Annotated in this window: 14 protein-coding genes; 8 read left to right on the plus strand and 6 right to left on the minus strand. The window is 71.5% G+C overall.

Annotation, left to right across the window (positions count from 1 at the left end; all coding sequences use genetic code 11):
- Nucleotide 1: 1 nt before the first annotated feature.
- A complete protein-coding gene (locus AABM36_RS07160; RefSeq protein WP_019310676.1) occupies nt 2–370 on the plus strand; it encodes a hypothetical protein in 369 nt (122 codons plus the stop codon).
- On the plus strand, nt 367–1,083 hold the full coding sequence (locus tag AABM36_RS07165; protein WP_081477468.1) for a DUF3159 domain-containing protein: 717 nt from the start codon (nt 367–369) through the stop codon (nt 1,081–1,083). Before AABM36_RS07160 ends, AABM36_RS07165 begins: the two co-directional genes overlap by 4 nt.
- On the opposite strand, the gene AABM36_RS07170 is transcribed toward AABM36_RS07165, so the two are convergent.
- Entirely contained in the window at nt 989–1,747 is a 759-nt protein-coding gene (locus AABM36_RS07170) for a potassium channel family protein (protein WP_019310674.1), read from the minus strand. The two genes, AABM36_RS07165 and AABM36_RS07170, sit on opposite strands and share 95 nt — an antisense overlap.
- The gene (locus tag AABM36_RS07175; protein WP_423445502.1) at nt 1,747–2,466 is read right to left on the minus strand and encodes a potassium channel family protein; all 720 of its coding nucleotides are present in this window, start codon (nt 2,464–2,466) and stop codon (nt 1,747–1,749) included. Before AABM36_RS07175 ends, AABM36_RS07170 begins: the two co-directional genes overlap by 1 nt.
- 64 nt (nt 2,467–2,530) lie before the next feature.
- On the opposite strand from AABM36_RS07175, the gene AABM36_RS07180 reads away from it, so the two are divergent.
- From AABM36_RS07180 to dxs, 4 genes are all read left to right on the plus strand, one after another.
- A complete protein-coding gene (locus AABM36_RS07180) occupies nt 2,531–4,504 on the plus strand; it encodes an APC family permease (protein ID WP_423445504.1) in 1,974 nt (657 codons plus the stop codon).
- Nucleotides 4,501–5,955 (plus strand): class I SAM-dependent RNA methyltransferase, encoded by a 1,455-nt coding sequence (locus AABM36_RS07185; protein ID WP_145000590.1) that lies wholly within the window; start codon nt 4,501–4,503, stop codon nt 5,953–5,955. Before AABM36_RS07180 ends, AABM36_RS07185 begins: the two co-directional genes overlap by 4 nt.
- Nucleotides 5,956–6,122: 167 nt before the next feature.
- Complete coding sequence (acnA, locus tag AABM36_RS07190; RefSeq protein WP_145000592.1) at nt 6,123–8,930, plus strand: aconitate hydratase AcnA; 2,808 nt, start codon at nt 6,123–6,125, stop codon at nt 8,928–8,930.
- A 203-nt stretch (nt 8,931–9,133) separates the two neighbouring features.
- Nucleotides 9,134–11,170, plus strand: coding sequence for a 1-deoxy-D-xylulose-5-phosphate synthase (gene dxs, locus AABM36_RS07195; protein ID WP_145000594.1), 2,037 nt, complete (start codon nt 9,134–9,136; stop codon nt 11,168–11,170).
- Between the two features lie 10 nt (nt 11,171–11,180).
- Here dxs and AABM36_RS07200 read toward each other — a convergent pair whose 3' ends face one another.
- On the minus strand, nt 11,181–11,687 hold the full coding sequence (locus AABM36_RS07200) for a Rieske (2Fe-2S) protein (protein WP_145000596.1): 507 nt from the start codon (nt 11,685–11,687) through the stop codon (nt 11,181–11,183).
- Between the two features lie 156 nt (nt 11,688–11,843).
- Here AABM36_RS07200 and AABM36_RS07205 point away from each other — a divergent pair, with 156 nt between their 5' ends.
- Nucleotides 11,844–12,263 (plus strand): hypothetical protein, encoded by a 420-nt coding sequence (locus AABM36_RS07205; protein ID WP_145000598.1) that lies wholly within the window; start codon nt 11,844–11,846, stop codon nt 12,261–12,263.
- Between the two features lie 104 nt (nt 12,264–12,367).
- On the opposite strand, the gene AABM36_RS07210 is transcribed toward AABM36_RS07205, so the two are convergent.
- The 3 genes from AABM36_RS07210 to msrB all read right to left on the minus strand — a co-directional run bounded on the left by AABM36_RS07210 (nt 12,368) and on the right by msrB (nt 14,968).
- The gene (locus AABM36_RS07210) at nt 12,368–13,657 is read right to left on the minus strand and encodes an HRDC domain-containing protein (RefSeq protein WP_145000600.1); all 1,290 of its coding nucleotides are present in this window, start codon (nt 13,655–13,657) and stop codon (nt 12,368–12,370) included.
- Nucleotides 13,658–13,803: 146 nt separating this feature from the next.
- Nucleotides 13,804–14,415 (minus strand): DUF3000 domain-containing protein, encoded by a 612-nt coding sequence (locus AABM36_RS07215; RefSeq protein ID WP_145000602.1) that lies wholly within the window; start codon nt 14,413–14,415, stop codon nt 13,804–13,806.
- Between the two features lie 97 nt (nt 14,416–14,512).
- Nucleotides 14,513–14,968, minus strand: coding sequence for a peptide-methionine (R)-S-oxide reductase MsrB (msrB, locus tag AABM36_RS07220; protein WP_423445509.1), 456 nt, complete (start codon nt 14,966–14,968; stop codon nt 14,513–14,515).
- Between the two features lie 115 nt (nt 14,969–15,083).
- Between msrB and AABM36_RS07225 the strand changes: the two genes are divergently transcribed.
- Nucleotides 15,084–16,322 (plus strand): alpha/beta hydrolase family protein, encoded by a 1,239-nt coding sequence (locus tag AABM36_RS07225; protein WP_423445511.1) that lies wholly within the window; start codon nt 15,084–15,086, stop codon nt 16,320–16,322.
- The last annotated feature ends 85 nt before the right edge of the window (nt 16,323–16,407 follow it).

The following is a 16,407-nucleotide window of genomic DNA, read 5'->3' on the forward strand; positions in this document are numbered from 1 at the left end:
CGTGCCCGTCAACAACCCCCTCACCGGCGCGATCGACGTGCGCTCCGAGCCCGAGGCCGGGGAGCACGAGCTCACGCCCGGCACCGGGGAGCGGTGCCGGCGCCGGGCGGTGGTGGAGGGCGTGGTGGTGGAGGTCACCGTGGCGCCCGCCACCGCGCCCCCGCACTTCCGCGCCCTGCTGAAGGTGCCGCGTCCCGGCAGCGCCGTGCCGTGCGGTGTGGAGCTGCTGTGGCACGGTCAGCGCACCGTTCCGGGAGTTGCCGCCGGCACCAGGCTGCGCTGCCTCGCGGTCGTGTGCTTCCCGGACGGGGTTCCCACCATGTACAACCCTCGCTACGAGATCGTCACGCCCAAGCGGGCCGCCCGGTGACGCGGGAGCCGGGCGCAGAGCCCACTCGGGGCGACGCCGCCGGGGACCCCGACGCCTCGATGCGCCGCGCCGCACAGGAGTTCGCCGAGCGCTCGGGCCTGCGCCGCGACGAGAGCGGGCAGCTGGACGTGCTCTCGGCGATGGGCGGCTGGCGCGGCGTCGTCGAGTCGATCCTGCCGGGGCTCGTGTACCTCACGTGCGTGATCCTCGTGGGGGAGCTGTCCGTGGCCCTGACCGCGTCCCTCGCGACCGCCGCCGTGTTCACCCTCGCGCGGCTCGCGCAGCGCCAGACGGTCACCCAGGCGCTCGCCGGCCTCGTGGGCGTGGGCGTGTGCGCGCTGTTCGCACGGGTGGGCGGCCAGGCACTGGACTACTACGTCCCGGGATTCTTCATCAACGCCGCGTGGCTGCTGGGGCTCGCGCTGTCGGCGGCGGTGAAGTGGCCCCTGCTCGGGGTGCTGTACGGCTACGTGCGGGGCGAGGGCACCGCCTGGCAGTCCGATCCGGCGCGGCGGGCCGTCTACCAGCGGGCCAACGGGCTGCTCATGGCCATGTTCGCGGCCCGTCTGGTGGTCCAGCTGCCGCTGTACTTCGCCGAGAACGTGACCGCGCTCGGTGTCACGCGTCTGGTGATGGGGACCCCGCTGTACGCCGCCGCGCTGTGGCTGGCATGGCTGTCGAGCCGCCCTCGTCCAGCGCAGCCTGCAGATTGACGTCCCGGGCCGTGGTGAACATGGCCCGCAGCTGCTCCTCTCCCTCCGCGGTGGTGATGAAGAAGAGCTCGTCCCCACCCTCCAGCAGGTCGTCCCCGGACGGGGCGATCGGCACGCCGTCGCGCAGGATGGCCACGAGGGCCACGTCCGGGGGCCACGGCACCTGGGACACGGTGCTCGCGACCACGGGGTGCTCGCGGGGGACCGTGTAGGCGGACAGCGTGGCGGCCCCGGTCTGGAAGCTCAGCAGCCGCACCACGTCCCCGATCTCCACGGCCTCCTCCACGAGGGCCGTCATGAGGCGGGGGGTGGACACGGCCACGTCCACGCCCCAGGCGTCGTCGAAGAGCCACTCGTTCTTGGGGTTGTTCACCCGGCCCACGGTGCGGGGCACCCCGAACTCGCTGCGGGCGAGCAGGGACACCACGAGGTTCGCCTTGTCGTCCCCCGTGGCGGCCACCATGACGTCCGCCTCCTCGGCCCGGGCACGCTGCAGGACGTCGAGGTCGCACGCGTCCCCCACGACCCACTGCGCACCGCGCAGGTTGGAGCGCCCGATCACCTCGGCGGTGGCGTCCACCACCACGACGTCGTGCCCGTGTGAGAGCAGCTCCCGGGCGATCGAGGAACCCACGGAGCCCCCGCCCACGATGACCACGTGCATCAGTGCCGCCCCTTCCCGTCCCGGGTGGCCGCGAGCGCCACGGCCTCCATGACCTCGTCCGACGGCGGACGGGAGAGGACTCGGGCAACGCGCTCCACGTCCTCGACGCGCATCATCGCGTGCACGATGTCTCCTTGCTGGTAGCTGGTGTCGCTGGCGGGGAGGATGCCCTCCCCGAAACGGGTGATGAAGGCGATCCGCACCCCGGCGGCCTCCTCGATCCGGTCCAGGTGCAGCCCGGACCAGGAGTCGTCCAGGGGAAGCTCGCCGAGCTGCAGGCGCCCCGAGGCCTCCCGGAAGTCGCCCGTGATCGCGTGCTCGGGCAGGATCCGGCGCAGCACCTGGTCTGCGCTCCAGCGCACGCTGGCCACGGTGGGGATCCCCATGCGCTGGTAGAACTCGGCGCGGGTGGGGTCGTAGATCCGGGCCACCACGTGCTTGACCTTGAAGGTCTCGCGCGCCACACGGGCCGCGATGATGTTGGAGTTGTCCCCGCTGGAGACCGCCGCGAACGCGTAGGCGTCCGCTATCCCCGCGCGCTGCAGCACGTCCCTGTCGAAGCCGTGGCCGGTGACCTTCCTGCCCGAGAAGTCGGGACGCAGCTTGCGGAACGCGCGGTCGTCCTGGTCGATCACCGCCACGGTGTGCCCGGAGTCCTCGAGGGCGTGCGCCAGGCTGATGCCCACCCTGCCCACGCCCATGATCACGAAATGCGCCATGGGGCACAGCATAGGTGCCACCACCGCGGGACAAGGACCCGCTCAGCGACTAGCGTGTTCCCACGTGTATGCGTCCCAGCTCCTCCGCCGCGCTCTCGTGGGCAAGCCCCTCCACAACGAGCGCGCCGCGGGCACGGTGCTCTCCAAGGGCACGGCCCTGCCCGTCTTCGCGTCCGACGCCCTCTCCTCGGTGGCCTACGCGCCCGACGAGATCGTCCTGACGCTCGCGCTCGCGGGCTCCTCCGCGATCGTGGTGTCCCCCTGGGTGGGGCTCGCGGTGCTGGTGGTCCTCGCCGTGGTCATCACCGCCTACCGGCAGAACGTGCGGGCCTACCCCTCGGGCGGCGCGGACTTCGAGATCGCCTCCAAGAACCTGGGACGTCCCGCCGGTGCCGCCGTGGGTGCGGCCCTGATGGTCGACTACACGCTGGTGGTCGCGGTGTCCATGGCCGCCGCCGCGCAGTACCTCGCGGCGGTGTTTCCTGTGCTGGTGGAGCACCGCACGGCGGTCGCGGTCGTGGGGATCGCCCTGGTGGGGCTGCTGAACCTGCGCGGGCTGAAGTTCATGGGCCGGGCGTCCTCCGTGCCCACGTACGCGTTCGTGGCCGTGGTGCTGCTGCTCATCGTGGTCGGTGTGGTGCAGGACGTGGCCGGGGCACTGGACCCCGCGCCGTCGGCGGCCTACGAGGTGCTGCCCGCCGAGGGCATGGACGCGGGCCTGGCGGGCCTGGCGGGCGCCATGCTCGTGCTGCGGGCCTTCTCCTCCGGCGCGGTGGCCGTGACCGGGGTGGAGACCATCACCCACTCCGTGCCCTACTTCCGCAAGCCCAAGGCGCTGAACGCCGCGCGGACCCTCGCCGTCCTCGGTGCCCTGTCCGCCGTGCTGCTGCTGGGGGTCCTGTACCTCACCCGGCGCACGGGCGTGGTGGTGGTCATGGACCCCGACGGCCAGCTGCTGATCGACGGGCACGCTCCCGCCGCGGACTTCTACCAGGTTCCCGTGCTCGCCCAGATCGCCCAGGCGGTCACCGGCCCGGACTCCGTGTGGGTCGTGGTGCTCGCGCTCGTGACCGTGGGCGTGCTCTTCATGGCGGCCAACACCGCCTACTCCGGCTTCCCCGTGCTCGCCTCCCGACTGGCCTCCGCCGCCCTGCTGCCCCGGCAGCTGCAGAGCCGGGGGGACCGCTTCGCCTTCACCAACGGGATCGTGCTGCTGTCCGTGGTGGCGGCCGCGTTCACCCTGGTCTTCGGCGCGAACGTCAACGCGCTGATCCAGCTCTACGTGGTGGGCGCGTTCTTCGCCTTCACCCTCACCCAGGCCGGCATGGTGCGGCACTGGAACCGGGTCCGCCGCACGCGGACCTCCCGGGCCACCAGCCGGCAGATCGCCGTGCGCCTCACGGTTGCCACGGTCGCCCTGGTGGCCTGCGCCGCGGTGTTCGTGGTGATCCTCGTGACCAAGTTCGCGCAGGGGGCGTGGCTCACGATCGTGGCCATCGCCCTGACCACCCTCTTCATGCGGGCGATCGCCCACCACTACCGCGCCGTGGACGCGGAGCTGGAGGTGCACCCCGACTCCATGGTGCGCGCCCTGCCCTCCCGCGTGCACTCGATCATCGTGGTCACGTCCGTCCGCAAGCCCGTGGTGCGCGCACTGACCTACGCGCGGGCGTCCCGTCCCTCCAGCCTGGAGGCCGTGGTGGTGGACACGGACCGCACGCGCACGGAGGACATCGTGCGCAGCTGGCAGTCCCTGGAGATCCCGGTGCCCATCACCGTGCTCGCCTCTCCCTACCGGGACTCGGTGGGCCCGGTGATCGCCCACATCCGCGGGATCCGGCGCAAGTCCCCCCGGGACCTCGTGATCGTCTACCTGCCCGAGTACGTGGTGGGCCGCGGCTGGGAGCGCTTCCTGCACAACCAGGCCATCCGCCCCCTGCGGACCCGGCTGCACTACGAACGCGGAGTCATGATCGCCTCCGTGCCCTGGCACCTCGAATCGGTGCGCGAACTGCAACTCACGGAGAACAGCCGATGACCGACACCCCTCACACCCTCGAGCTGCGCCTGGGCGAGGTGGCCCACGGCGGCCACGTGGTGGCCCGAACCGCCGAGGGCAGGGTGGTGTTCGTGCGGCACGGGCTGCCCGGGGAGCTGGCACGGGTGGCGCTCACGGACCGGCAGCCCGACGCGTCCTACTGGCGCGGGGACGTGGTCGAGGTCGTCGACCCCGCGCCGGGACGCCGTGAGCACCACGTGTGGCCCCTGGCCGACGCCCTGCTGGCCGCGGCCGAGGGCCGTGCGCCGGTGGGCGGGGCGGAATTCGGCCACGCGGACCTCGCCACGCAGCGCGAGCTCAAACGGCGCGTTCTCGCCGAGCAGCTCTCGCACCTGGCCGGCCACGAGTGGGAGGGCCGGGTGCTCCCGATCGAGGGGGAGACGCCCGACGGCACGGGGTGGCGCACCCGGCTGCACCTGGACGTGGCCGCGGACGGGACCCCCGGGATGCACCCGCACCGCTCCAACGAGCTGGTGACCCTCCAGGACATGCCCCTGGCCTCCGCCCCGATCCAGGCCCTGGCCCCGTGGGCCCTGCGCTTCGAGGGCGCCGAGCGCGTGGACGTCTCCGCCCCGTCGAACGGCCGGACCCCGCTGCTGCACGTGAGCCTGCGGGCGGACGCGGACGAGCGGCAGCTGGACGCGCTGCGGGCACAGCTCGGAGAGTGGGGCGCCGCCCACGGCGTCTCCGTCACGGCGCGCTCGGCGGACCACCGCAGGGTCGCCACCTGGGCCGGGAGCGGAGAGGTGCTCGAGACCCTCGAGTGGCCCGTGTCCGCAGACGCCTCCGGGGAGACCGCTCAGCCGCTGCAGTGGCGCGTGAGCCCCACGGGCTTCTGGCAGATCCACCGCGCGGCCCCGGCAGCGCTCGCTCGGACCGTGCTGGCCGGAGCCGACCTGCGCGAGGGTGACACCGTGTGGGACCTCTACAGCGGCGCCGGGCTGTTCACGGCCGTGGCCGCACGCGCCGTGGGGGAGAGCGGCGCGGTGTTCGCGGTGGAGGGCTCACCCGTCACCTCCGCCGACGCCGCCCACAACCTCGCCCACGCCCCCCACGTGAGCAGCGTGCGAGGGGACGTGGCCCGTGTCCTGACCGGACGCGGGGGCCGCGTCCGCGGAGACCACCGTCGCGGTGACCACCGCCGCCGGGGGTCCCGAGCGGCGTCGTCCGCCGGGGGCCAGGCCCCGCCGCGTCCCGACGTGGTCCTCATGGATCCGCCGCGCGCCGGTGCCGCCAAGGAGGTGCTGGCCGCCGTGGACCAGGCCGGGCCCCGCACCATCGTGTACGTGGCGTGCGATCCGGCGGCGCTCGGACGGGACCTGGGCAGGCTCCGGAGGCGCGGGTGGAAGGTCGAGGACGTGACGGCCCTGGACCTGTACCCCAACACGCACCACGTGGAGGCCGTGGCTGTGCTGCGCCGCGACGCCTGACTCACCCCCGCGACGGACCGACCGCCCGGGCGGGCTCCCCGGGGTGGTCATGACGGGCGTGGGACGTGGCACGGGATACACTGGCAGGGACCGTTCCCCGTGCGCGGGACACTCCGGTGCCCCGGTGCGTGGAACGCAACCGACGGTGGCGAGAGGAGTTCCACACCATGACTGTGGACAGCTTTGGAGCCAAGGGCGTTCTCAACGTCAAGGGCACCGACTACGAAATTTTCCGACTGAACGCCGTGGCGGGAGCCGAGAAGCTTCCCTACAGCCTGAAGGTCCTGCTCGAGAACCTGCTGCGCACCGAGGACGGTGCCAACGTCACGAGCAAGCACATCGAGGCCCTGGGGTCCTGGGATCCCAGCGCCCAGCCCGACACGGAGATCCAGTTCACCCCTGGTCGCGTGATCATGCAGGACTTCACCGGCGTGCCCTGCATCGTGGACCTCGCCACCATGCGTGAGGCCGTTGCGGACCTCGGGGGAGACCCCTCCCGCGTGAACCCGCTGGCACCCGCCGAGCTGGTCATCGACCACTCCGTGCAGATCGACGAGTTCGGCTCCGCCGACGCGATCGAGCGCAACATGGACATCGAGTACCAGCGCAACGGCGAGCGCTACCAGTTCCTGCGCTGGGGCCAGACCGCGTTCGACGACTTCAAGGTCGTCCCGCCCGGAATGGGCATCGTGCACCAGGTCAACATCGAGAACCTGGCCCGCGTGGTCATGACCCGCGAGGTGGACGGCACCGTGCGTGCGTACCCGGACACCTGCGTGGGCACCGACTCCCACACCACCATGGAGAACGGCATCGGCGTGCTGGGCTGGGGCGTGGGCGGCATCGAGGCCGAGGCGGCCATGCTGGGCCAGCCCATCTCCATGCTGATCCCGCGCGTGGTGGGCTTCAAGCTCACCGGCGAGATCCCCGCTGGCGCCACCGCCACGGACGTGGTGCTGACGATCACCGAGATGCTGCGCGAGCACGGTGTGGTGGGCAAGTTCGTGGAGTTCTACGGCGAGGGCGTGGCGGCCGTGCCGCTGGCCAACCGCGCCACGATCGGCAACATGTCCCCGGAGTTCGGCTCCACCGCCGCGATCTTCCCGATCGACCAGGTGACCCTGGACTACTTGAAGCTCACCGGCCGCTCCGAGGAGCAGATCGCCCTGATCGAGGCGTACACCAAGGAACAGGGCATGTGGCACGACCCCGCCAAGGAGGTCAGCTACTCCGAGTACCTGGAGCTGGACCTCTCCACGGTGGTCCCCTCCATCTCCGGACCCAAGCGTCCCCAGGACCGCATCGAGCTGTCCCGTTCCAAGGAGCAGTTCCGCGAGGACCTCGTGAACTACGTGGCGCAGGACGAGAACGTGGAGGTGGACGCCAACGTGGTGGAGTCCTTCCCGGCCTCTGACGCCCCGTCCCACGACGCCGCCGAGGAGCAGGACCCGGAGCACGAGCCACGGGAGGCCTCCGCCGCCCAGCTGCGCGACCGCGCCGAGAAGACCGTTCCCGTGACCATGCCCGACGGCCGCGAGTTCGAGCTGGACCACGGTGCGGTGTCGATCGCCTCGATCACCTCGTGCACCAACACCTCCAACCCGTCCGTGATGATGGCGGCGGCCGTGCTGGCGCGCAACGCCACGGAGAAGGGTCTGAGGGCCAAGCCGTGGGTCAAGACCTCGATCGCCCCGGGCTCCCGCGTGGTCACCGAATACTACGAGAAGTCCGGTCTGGTCCCCGCGCTGGAGGAGCTGGGCTTCTACATCGTGGGCTACGGCTGCACCACGTGCATCGGCAACTCGGGTCCGCTCGAGTCCGAGATCTCCCAGGCCATCCAGGACAATGACCTCTCGGTCACCTCGGTGCTCTCCGGCAACCGCAACTTCGAGGGTCGCATCAACCCGGACGTGAAGATGAACTACCTGGCGTCCCCGCCGCTGGTCATCGCCTACGCACTGGCCGGGACCATGGACTTCGACTTCGAGAACGAGCCCCTGGGCCAGGACTCGGACGGCAAGGACGTGTTCCTCAAGGACATCTGGCCGGACCCCACCGAGGTGCAGAAGATCATCGACGCGTCGATCGACACGGAGATGTTCGACCGCGAGTACGGCACGATCTTCGACGGCGACGAGCGCTGGCGGAACCTCGACACCCCCACGGGTGACGTGTTCGAGTGGGACCCCGAGTCCACCTACGTGCGCAAGCCACCGTACTTCGAGGGCATGTCCATGGAGACCACCCCGGTGGAGGACATCGAGGGCGCCCGCGTGCTGCTCAAGCTGGGCGACTCGGTCACCACGGACCACATCTCCCCGGCCGGCTCCTTCAAGTCGGACACCCCCGCGGGCAAGTACCTCACCGAGCACGGTGTGGCGCGCAAGGACTTCAACTCCTACGGCTCCCGCCGTGGCAACCACGAGGTCATGATCCGCGGCACGTTCGCGAACATCCGCATCAAGAACCAGCTCCTGGACGGGGTCGAGGGTGGTTTCACCCGCGACTTCACCCAGGACGGCGGCCCCCAGGCCGCGGTGTACGACGCCGCCATGAACTACCAGGAGGCCGGCGTGCCCCTGGTGGTGCTGGGCGGCAAGGAGTACGGCTCCGGCTCCTCGCGCGACTGGGCGGCCAAGGGCACCTCCCTGCTGGGTGTGCGCGCGGTGATCGCGCAGTCCTACGAGCGCATCCACCGCTCCAACCTGATCGGCATGGGTGTGCTGCCCCTGCAGTTCCCCGAGGGCGAGTCCGCGGACTCCCTGGGCCTGGACGGCACGGAGACCTTCTCGATCGAAGGGGTGACCGCTCTCAACGAGGGCACCACCCCCAAGACCCTGAAGGTCACTGCCGCCAAGGAGGACGGCTCCACCGTGGAGTTCGACGCCGTGCTGCGCATCGACACCCCGGGTGAGGCCGACTACTACCGCAACGGCGGCATCCTGCAGTACGTGCTGCGCCAGATCGCCAAGTAGCGCGACCCGTACGGCACACCCGAGCAACGGCCGGTGATCCCCTGTCCGGGGGTCCCGGCCGTTGCCGTGTGCGCTGCGCCCCACGGGGTGCGAGTAGGATCGGACGGAGCATTCGGGCGCCGTGCCCCCACACGACAGCCCCGGTCGAGCCACCACCCGGCCGGCACGGGGTACAGGCGCCGAGACACCACGGAGAGCAGGCAATGACCCTTCTGGAGAGCATCGCGGGACCCGAGGACCTCAAGCGGCTGGACGCCGGGCAGCTGGCGCAGCTGGCGGGGGAGATCCGCGCGTTCCTGATCAGCAACGTCTCGGCCACCGGGGGACACCTGGGACCCAACCTGGGCGTCGTGGAACTCACCATGGCGGTGCACCGCGTCTTCTCCTCGCCCACGGACTCCGTGGTCTTCGACACCGGCCACCAGTCCTACGTGCACAAGCTGCTCACCGGGCGCCAGGACTTCAGCACCCTGCGGCAGGAGGGCGGTCTGGCCGGGTACCCCTCCCGGGCGGAGTCCGAGCACGACATCGTGGAGTCCTCCCACGCGTCCTCCTCCCTCTCCTGGGCGGACGGGATCTCCCGCGGCTACGCGCTCACGGGCCAGAGCGACCGGCACACGGTCGCCGTGATCGGAGACGGTGCGCTGACCGGGGGCATGGCCTGGGAAGCCGTGAACAACATCGCCTCGGACCGGGACCGCAAGGTCGTGATCGTGGTCAACGACAACGGCCGCTCCTACGCCCCCACCGTGGGTGGGTTCGCCAACCACCTCAAGGACCTGCAGGCCAGCGTGCAGCAGGGCGTGGACGCGGTGCGCACGGACCGCCGCTACGAGCAGACGCTGGACCGGGCCAAGCACATGCTGACCGCGTCCGGGCACCTGGGCCAGGCCGTCTACCGCGGGCTGCACGGGATGAAGCAGGGCATCAAGGACGTGGTGGTCCAGCAGGGCATCTTCGAGGACCTCGGCATGAAGTACGTGGGTCCGGTGGACGGCCACGACCTCGGGGCCATGGAGCAGGCGCTGACCAACGCCCGCAACTTCGGCGGGCCGGTGATCGTGCACGCGATCACTGAGAAGGGCCACGGCTACCTGCCGGCGCGGCTGGACGAGAACGACCAGTTCCACTCCGTTCCGGTGATCGACCCCGAGACGGGCAAACCCACCGGGACGGCCTCGGCCCGGACATGGACCCACGTGTTCCGCGACGAGATCGCCGCGATCGCCGACGACCGCGAGGACGTGGTGGGGATCACCGGCGCCATGCTGATCCCCATGGGGCTGCAGAAGATGCAGCTCGCGCACCCGGACCGCGTGGTGGACGTGGGGATCGCGGAGCAGCACGCCCTGACCATGGCCGCGGGCATGGCCTTCAGTGGCCTGCACCCCGTGGTGGGTCTCTACGCCACGTTCCTCAACCGCGGTTTCGACCAGCTGCTCATGGACGTGGCCCTGCACCGGGCCGGCGTCACGGTGGTACTGGACCGCGCGGGTGTCACGGGCCCGGACGGCCCCAGCCACCACGGCATGTGGGACCTCGCCCTGCTGCAGATCGTTCCGGGGCTCCACCTCGCGGCACCGCGTGACGAGGCCACGATGGTCGAGGAGCTGCGCGAGGCGGTGGCCGTGTCCGACGCCCCAACCGTGGTGCGCTACCCCAAGGGTGCTGTCGGCAGCCCGCTGCCCGCGCTCGAGCGCCTGGCGGACGGCGTGGACGTGCTCGCCCGCAACGGGGAGGGCGCTGGTCCGGAGCAGGAGCAGCGGGACGTGCTGATCGTGGGCGTGGGTGCCATGTGCGTCATGGCCCTGGACGTCTCCGAGCGGCTGGCCGCCCACGGCGTCTCATCCACCGTGCTCGATCCGCGCTGGGTGCTGCCCGTGGCGGACTCCGTGGTGGAGACCGCGGCGCGCCACCGGATCGTGGTGGTCATCGAGGACGGGGTGCGTGCCGGCGGCATCGGTTCCCTCATCCGCCAGCAGATGCGTGCGCACGGGGTGGACACCGCGCTGAACGAGGTGGGCCTGCCCACGGAGTTCCTGGAGCACGCGAGCCGGGACCAGATCCTGCAGCACACGGGTCTCACCGCGCAGCGCATCGCCCAGGACACCCTGGCGTCCGTGCTCGGCACCAAGGTCCCGTACGCCCGACCCGCCCACGACGACGCCGCGCAGGCCTTGCCCGTGACCCGCACCCCGGGCGCCGGGGACCCGGCGCGGGACGCGGGCCGCGAACAGTGAGGCCCGGGCCTCAGCCCACGATGATGCGGCCGTTCTCGACCTTCACGGGGTAGGGGCTCAGCCCTGACTCGGCGGGGCCACCGGTGACGTCGCCGGTGGCCATGTCGAACGCCGAGCTGTGGCACGGGCACACGAACTGCTTCTTGGCCGGGTTGACCGTGCAGCCCTGGTGTGGGCACACGGGGGAGTACGCGGTGAAGGTGCCCTCCTGGGGGTGGCCGACCACGGCCTGGAGTCCGTCCTGATCCACCTTCATCCCGGAGCCCACGGGGATCTCCGAGGCGGCGCCCACGTCCGTGGGAGAGCTCGGACCGGTGGGCGACGGGGTGGACTCCGCCTGGTCGTCACTGCCGCACGCGCTCAGGGCCAGCGCACCGGCTGCGGCCACACCCGCCATGCCCACGGCCCGCCGGCGCGTGGGAACCCCACCCGAGGCCTCGCGGGTGGCATCCTGCCAGTTGTCCGCACGGCTGCCGTGCGGGGTGGTGGAATCGTGGTCCGGGGACTGCGGTGTCATGGAGCATCCTCTCTGAGCTGTTGCCATTCATCCTAGGACGGCGCGGCGTCCGGGACCCTTTCGGCGTGGGCGGAGCATTCCACCAGATTCTGTCAGTACCATGATGACCAGCAGCGGTCCGGTCCGATCGGTCCGCGGAAACGAGAAGGAGACACGATGATCAAGCGTCTTGCATTTGTGGCCGGTTTCGGAATCGGGTTCGTGGTCGGATCCGCGTCCGGGCGGAAGAGCTACGAGTCCCTGCGCGAGAGCGCCATCAACACCTGGAACGACCCCAAGGTCCAGTCCAAGGTCTCCGAGGGCACCGAGTGGGTCAAGTCCGAGGTCCCCGTGGTGGGCGGCAAGATCGCCGAGGGTGCGCAGAAGGCCACGGACACCGTGACCTCCAAGGCGTCCGAGGGCGCGGCCACCGTCAAGGACAAGGCTCAGGGTGGCGCCGCTGCGGCGAAGGACAAGGCGCAGAGCGCCACCTCCACGGGCTCCAAGAACGACCTTCCCAAGCCCGTGACCACGGAGAAGGACGTGGACATGGAGCCGGCGCACCCCGCGCCGGACGCCAAGGACATGAAGAACTGACGTCCTGACGGACGGGCAACGCCTCGGCGTCATCCCACGACGACGGCCGCGCACCTCGGTGCGCGGCCGTCGTCGTGTCCGGCCCCGGGGGTGGGGCGACGCGCTCAGTCCTGCGGATCGGCGTCCTGCGAATCGATGCACTGGGCATCGGAGCGCTCCGCGCGCCGTCGTGAGCGCAGGTCCCGCCAGTGGGCGCCGATGACCGGAGCCACCCGCTCCACCTGCCACGAGCGGGCGCCGAGCTCACGCAGGCGCTCGGCCACGGCGTCGTCGGACGTGGAACGCGGCGGCTGCCAGCAGAAGCGCCGCAGGTGCTCGGGCGTGAGCAGGTTCTCCGTGGGCAGGTGGAGCTGGGCCGCGAGCTCGGCGACCGCGGGCTTGAGGGCCTTCAGACGCTCGGAGGCCTCGGGCCGCTTGGTCTCCCACCCCTTGACGGGGGGCAGCGCGGCGGAGGGCACGGTCGCGGGCACGGGCTCCTCGGTGAGCCGCGCCTCCTGCACGGCCGCGAGCCAGCGGGTGGCCTCGCGGGAGGCCAGGCGGCCGTGGAAACCGGGGGTGGACATCAGCTGGGGGACGGTGCGCGGCATCGCGTTGGCGGCGGCGACGATCGCGGAGTCCGGCAGCAGCCGGGTGGGCGCGATGTCCTTGTGCTGCGCGAGGGATTCGCGCGCCTGCCAGAGATTGCGCACGGCGGTCAGCTTGCGCCGACCGCGCACGTTGCCGAGCCCGTGGGTGCGCCGCCAGGGGTCCTGCCGAGGAGGGGGAGGGGGTGTGGAGCGCACGTGCTCGAACTCCTCGAGTGCCCAGTCCAGCTTCCCGGCCTCGACCAGCCGGTCCTCGGTGGCCCAGCGCAGCTGCACGAGCACCTCCACGTCCAGGGCGGCGTAGTTGAGCCAGTCCACCGGCAGCGGACGCTGGGACCAGTCCACGGCCGAGTGCTCCTTGGAGAGCGTGAAGCCCAGCAGCTCCTCGGTCATCGAGGCGAGCCCCACCTTGCGCAGACCCAGCAGCCGTCCGCCCAGCTCGGTGTCGAAGAGCCGGTCCGGTCGCATGTCCAGCTCCGCGAGGCACGGCATGTCCTGGGTGGCCGCGTGCAGCACCCACTCTACGCCGCGCAGCGCCTCGTCCACCTGCGCGAGGGAACCCACCGCCTCGGGGTCGATCAGGATGGTGCCCGCTCCTTCACGGCGCAGCTGAACGAGGAACGCACGCTGGCCGTAGCGGAAACCGGAGGCGCGCTCGGTGTCCACGGCCACCGGGCCCGTGGCATCGGCAAGCTGCTCGGCCGCGCGTGTGAGACCCCGCGCGGTGTCCACCACGCGGGGCAGGCCCTCCGCGGGACCGTTGAGGTGCACGGTCGCGGGGACGGCGAGGTGCTCGAAGCCCGGGACCACGATCTCGGCGGGACCGGGTTCACGAGCGGGAGTGGGATCGTCGGCGTGTCTGTTGATGAGAGGTTCCTCGTACGGTGGTGCGACGGCGGCGGAACCGGCTCCGCGCCGTCGGGCAGTCTGGGATCAGTGTCGGGCCCCGGTGGTGCTCACACGAACGCCACGTCGTCGTGGCGCGGGGGCAGCCCTGCAGCAGTACAGAGTACCTGGGCCCACGCGTGCAGGTGCGACTGGGCCCAGTGGGGAATTCCGGTGCGGGGGACTGGCGTCCAGGAGGCACGCACCTCGACCTGGGCCACGTCGGCCCGGTCCGTGAGGCTCCCGTAGTGGCGCTCCACGATCCGGGAGGCGGTGCCGCCCTCGGCGGTGAACTGGGCCCCGTGCTCGGACAGGGTGTCCGTGAGCCAGGACCAGCTGACGTCCGTGAGCAGTTCGTCGCGGCCCATCTCGGTGTCCATCCGGGACCGGAACCAGCTCACGATCCGGAAGGGCCCCTGCCAGGGTTCCGGGCAGGACTCGTCGTACAGCACCACGAAGCGCCCGGAGGCCGGTGCTTCGCGCGGCGCGGCGTCGAACTCGGTTCCGCCCGCAGTGGGCGGGTGCCCGACCTCTGCGGCGAAAGAGATGGCGTGCGGGGCCAAACCCCTGGGTGGCGCGATCCTGCTCAGGGTGATCTCCGGGCGGAACCGGGCAGTCTCCAGGGCCCGCACGACTGCGCGGAACACGTCCGGAGTGCTCATCAGCTCGGTCACCGCTCCCACAAGGTCACAGTAACCACACCGCCGGACGTGACAGCGCGTTTGGTGTCGTGTCGTGCGCGCGGGTCGCTGCGGGTCCGGGCGCAGTGGCCCGGGCGTCTCAGCGCCCGGGGACCAGGCGCAACGACACCGAGTTCATGCAGTACCGCAGATCGGTGGGCGTGCCGTAGCCCTCGCCCTCGAACACGTGGCCCAGGTGGGAGTCGCACGTGGCGCAGCGGACCTCCACACGCTTCATGCCCATCGTGGTGTCCTCGATGTAGCGCACCCTGTCCTCGGCCAGCGGCGCGAAGAACGAGGGCCAGCCGCAGTGGGAAGCGAACTTGGTCTCGGAACGGAACAGCTCCGCCCCGCACGCGCGGCACTCGTAGACGCCCTCGGTGGTGGTTTCCACGTACTCGCCGGAGTTCGGCGGCTCGGTGCCGGCCTGGCGCAGCACGTGGTACTCGGCGGGGCTCAGCAGCTCCCGCCACTGGGCGTCGGTGCGGGCCGCCGCCGCCTCCGGCGTCAACGCCGTCCCGGTCTCCTCGTGCTGGGTCTCGTGATTCGCGTCCACGGTGTACCTCCCTCTCCTGGGTGTGGTGGTCGCTCGTTCCAACGACGACGCCGCGCCCGTTATGCCCGCCGCGCGCGGGGGTGGGCCGGGAGAGCGGGCGTGCCAGAATGGCGCCATGGCCCTGCGGAGCACCCACGACACCGAGTCCTCACGATCCTGGCGCCACGGTGCGCTGGTCGGAGCGGGTGTCGGCATCGGCGCGGCGTCGGCCACGTTCGCCCTGTCCGGGGGCGCCGCGGCCCTCGTGGCCCGCCACGTGGTCACCACGTCCACACGGCCGGGAAACGTCACGGTGCTCAAGCTCGAGCGCGATCCGAACTCGGAGCAGCAGCTGATCACGCTGCCCGCCACCTCCGACACCCGTGTGGCCGGCACCTACGCACTGCGCTTCGACGACGGCGCGGGGCTGGCCCGGATCGGTTTCGTGGTGCGGCAGACCGGTGGCACGGTCACACGCATCGTGGAGCGCGTCTACCGCGGTGAGCTCGCGGTGGGCAAGCGCGGGTTCTGGACGGGCACCGTGTACGCGCGCCCGTCGGACGCCGGCCTGGCCTACAGCAAGGTGCGGATCCCCACGGACCTCGGCCCCGCCCCGGCGTGGGTGATCCCCGCGGACGGGGACACCGCACGGGCCGAGCACGGCGGGACGTGGGCGGTCATGGTCCACGGACGCGGCGCCCAGCGCCCCGAGTGCATCCGCGGAGCGCGCGTGGCCCACCAGCTGGGCCTGCACTGCCTGATCCTCTCCTACCGCAACGACCAGGAGGCTCCGGCCACCGAGGACAACAGGTACGGGCTCGGGTTCACGGAGTGGGAGGACATCCAGGCGGGCATCGAGTACGCCCTGGAGCACGGCGCCTCGGACGTGGTGCTCTTCGGCTGGTCCATGGGCGGGGCGATCGTGCTGCGCACCACCGAGCTGACCCGGTACCGTGACCGCATCCGCGCTCTGGTGCTCACGGGGCCCGTGGTGGACTGGTACGAGCTGCTGGCCCACCAGACCCGCATCCACCGGATCCCGCGCCGGGTGGGTCGCCTGGCCGCCGACATGATCTCCCACCGCATGGGCCCTCGCATCACGGGCCTGGCGGCACCCCTGGACCTGCACGCCCTGGACTGGCTCTCCCGCTGGGAGGACATCACCACGCCCACCCTGATCCTGCACTCCACGGACGACGAGGTGGTGCCCGTGGCGGGCTCGGTGAAGCTCGCGAACCTGAGTCCGCACGTGGACTTCGTGGGTTTCTCCGGTGCCCGGCACACCAAGGAGTGGAACATCGACCGCAAGCGCTACGAGCGGGCGATCAGCGACTGGCTGGGCGCGGTCCTGAGGCAGGACCCCGGGGGCGCCTGAGCGCACGGCAGGGTGTGCGACCCCGCGGGAACGCACCCGGACACGGCGCGAGCCGCCCCTGGACCGGGGCGGCTCGCGCAGTGGG

Source organism: Kocuria sp. KSNUG, from assembly GCF_049532735.1.
In the GTDB taxonomy this organism is placed as follows: Bacteria; Actinomycetota; Actinomycetes; order Actinomycetales; family Micrococcaceae; genus Kocuria; species Kocuria rhizophila.

Bases quoted from the DNA above. Each gene is read 5' to 3' on its own strand.
- AABM36_RS07170 (WP_019310674.1), bottom strand. From the start codon at position 1,747: ATGCACGTGGTCATCGTGGGCGGGGGCTCCGTGGGTTCCTCGATCGCC.
- AABM36_RS07175 (WP_423445502.1), bottom strand. From the start codon at position 2,466: ATGGCGCATTTCGTGATCATGGGCGTGGGCAGGGTGGGCATCAGCCTG.
- AABM36_RS07185 (WP_145000590.1), top strand. From the start codon at position 4,501: ATGACCGACACCCCTCACACCCTCGAGCTGCGCCTGGGCGAGGTGGCC.
- acnA (WP_145000592.1), top strand. From the start codon at position 6,123: ATGACTGTGGACAGCTTTGGAGCCAAGGGCGTTCTCAACGTCAAGGGC.
- dxs (WP_145000594.1), top strand. From the start codon at position 9,134: ATGACCCTTCTGGAGAGCATCGCGGGACCCGAGGACCTCAAGCGGCTG.
- AABM36_RS07200 (WP_145000596.1), bottom strand. From the start codon at position 11,687: ATGACACCGCAGTCCCCGGACCACGATTCCACCACCCCGCACGGCAGC.
- AABM36_RS07205 (WP_145000598.1), top strand. From the start codon at position 11,844: ATGATCAAGCGTCTTGCATTTGTGGCCGGTTTCGGAATCGGGTTCGTG.
- AABM36_RS07225 (WP_423445511.1), top strand. From the start codon at position 15,084: ATGGCCCTGCGGAGCACCCACGACACCGAGTCCTCACGATCCTGGCGC.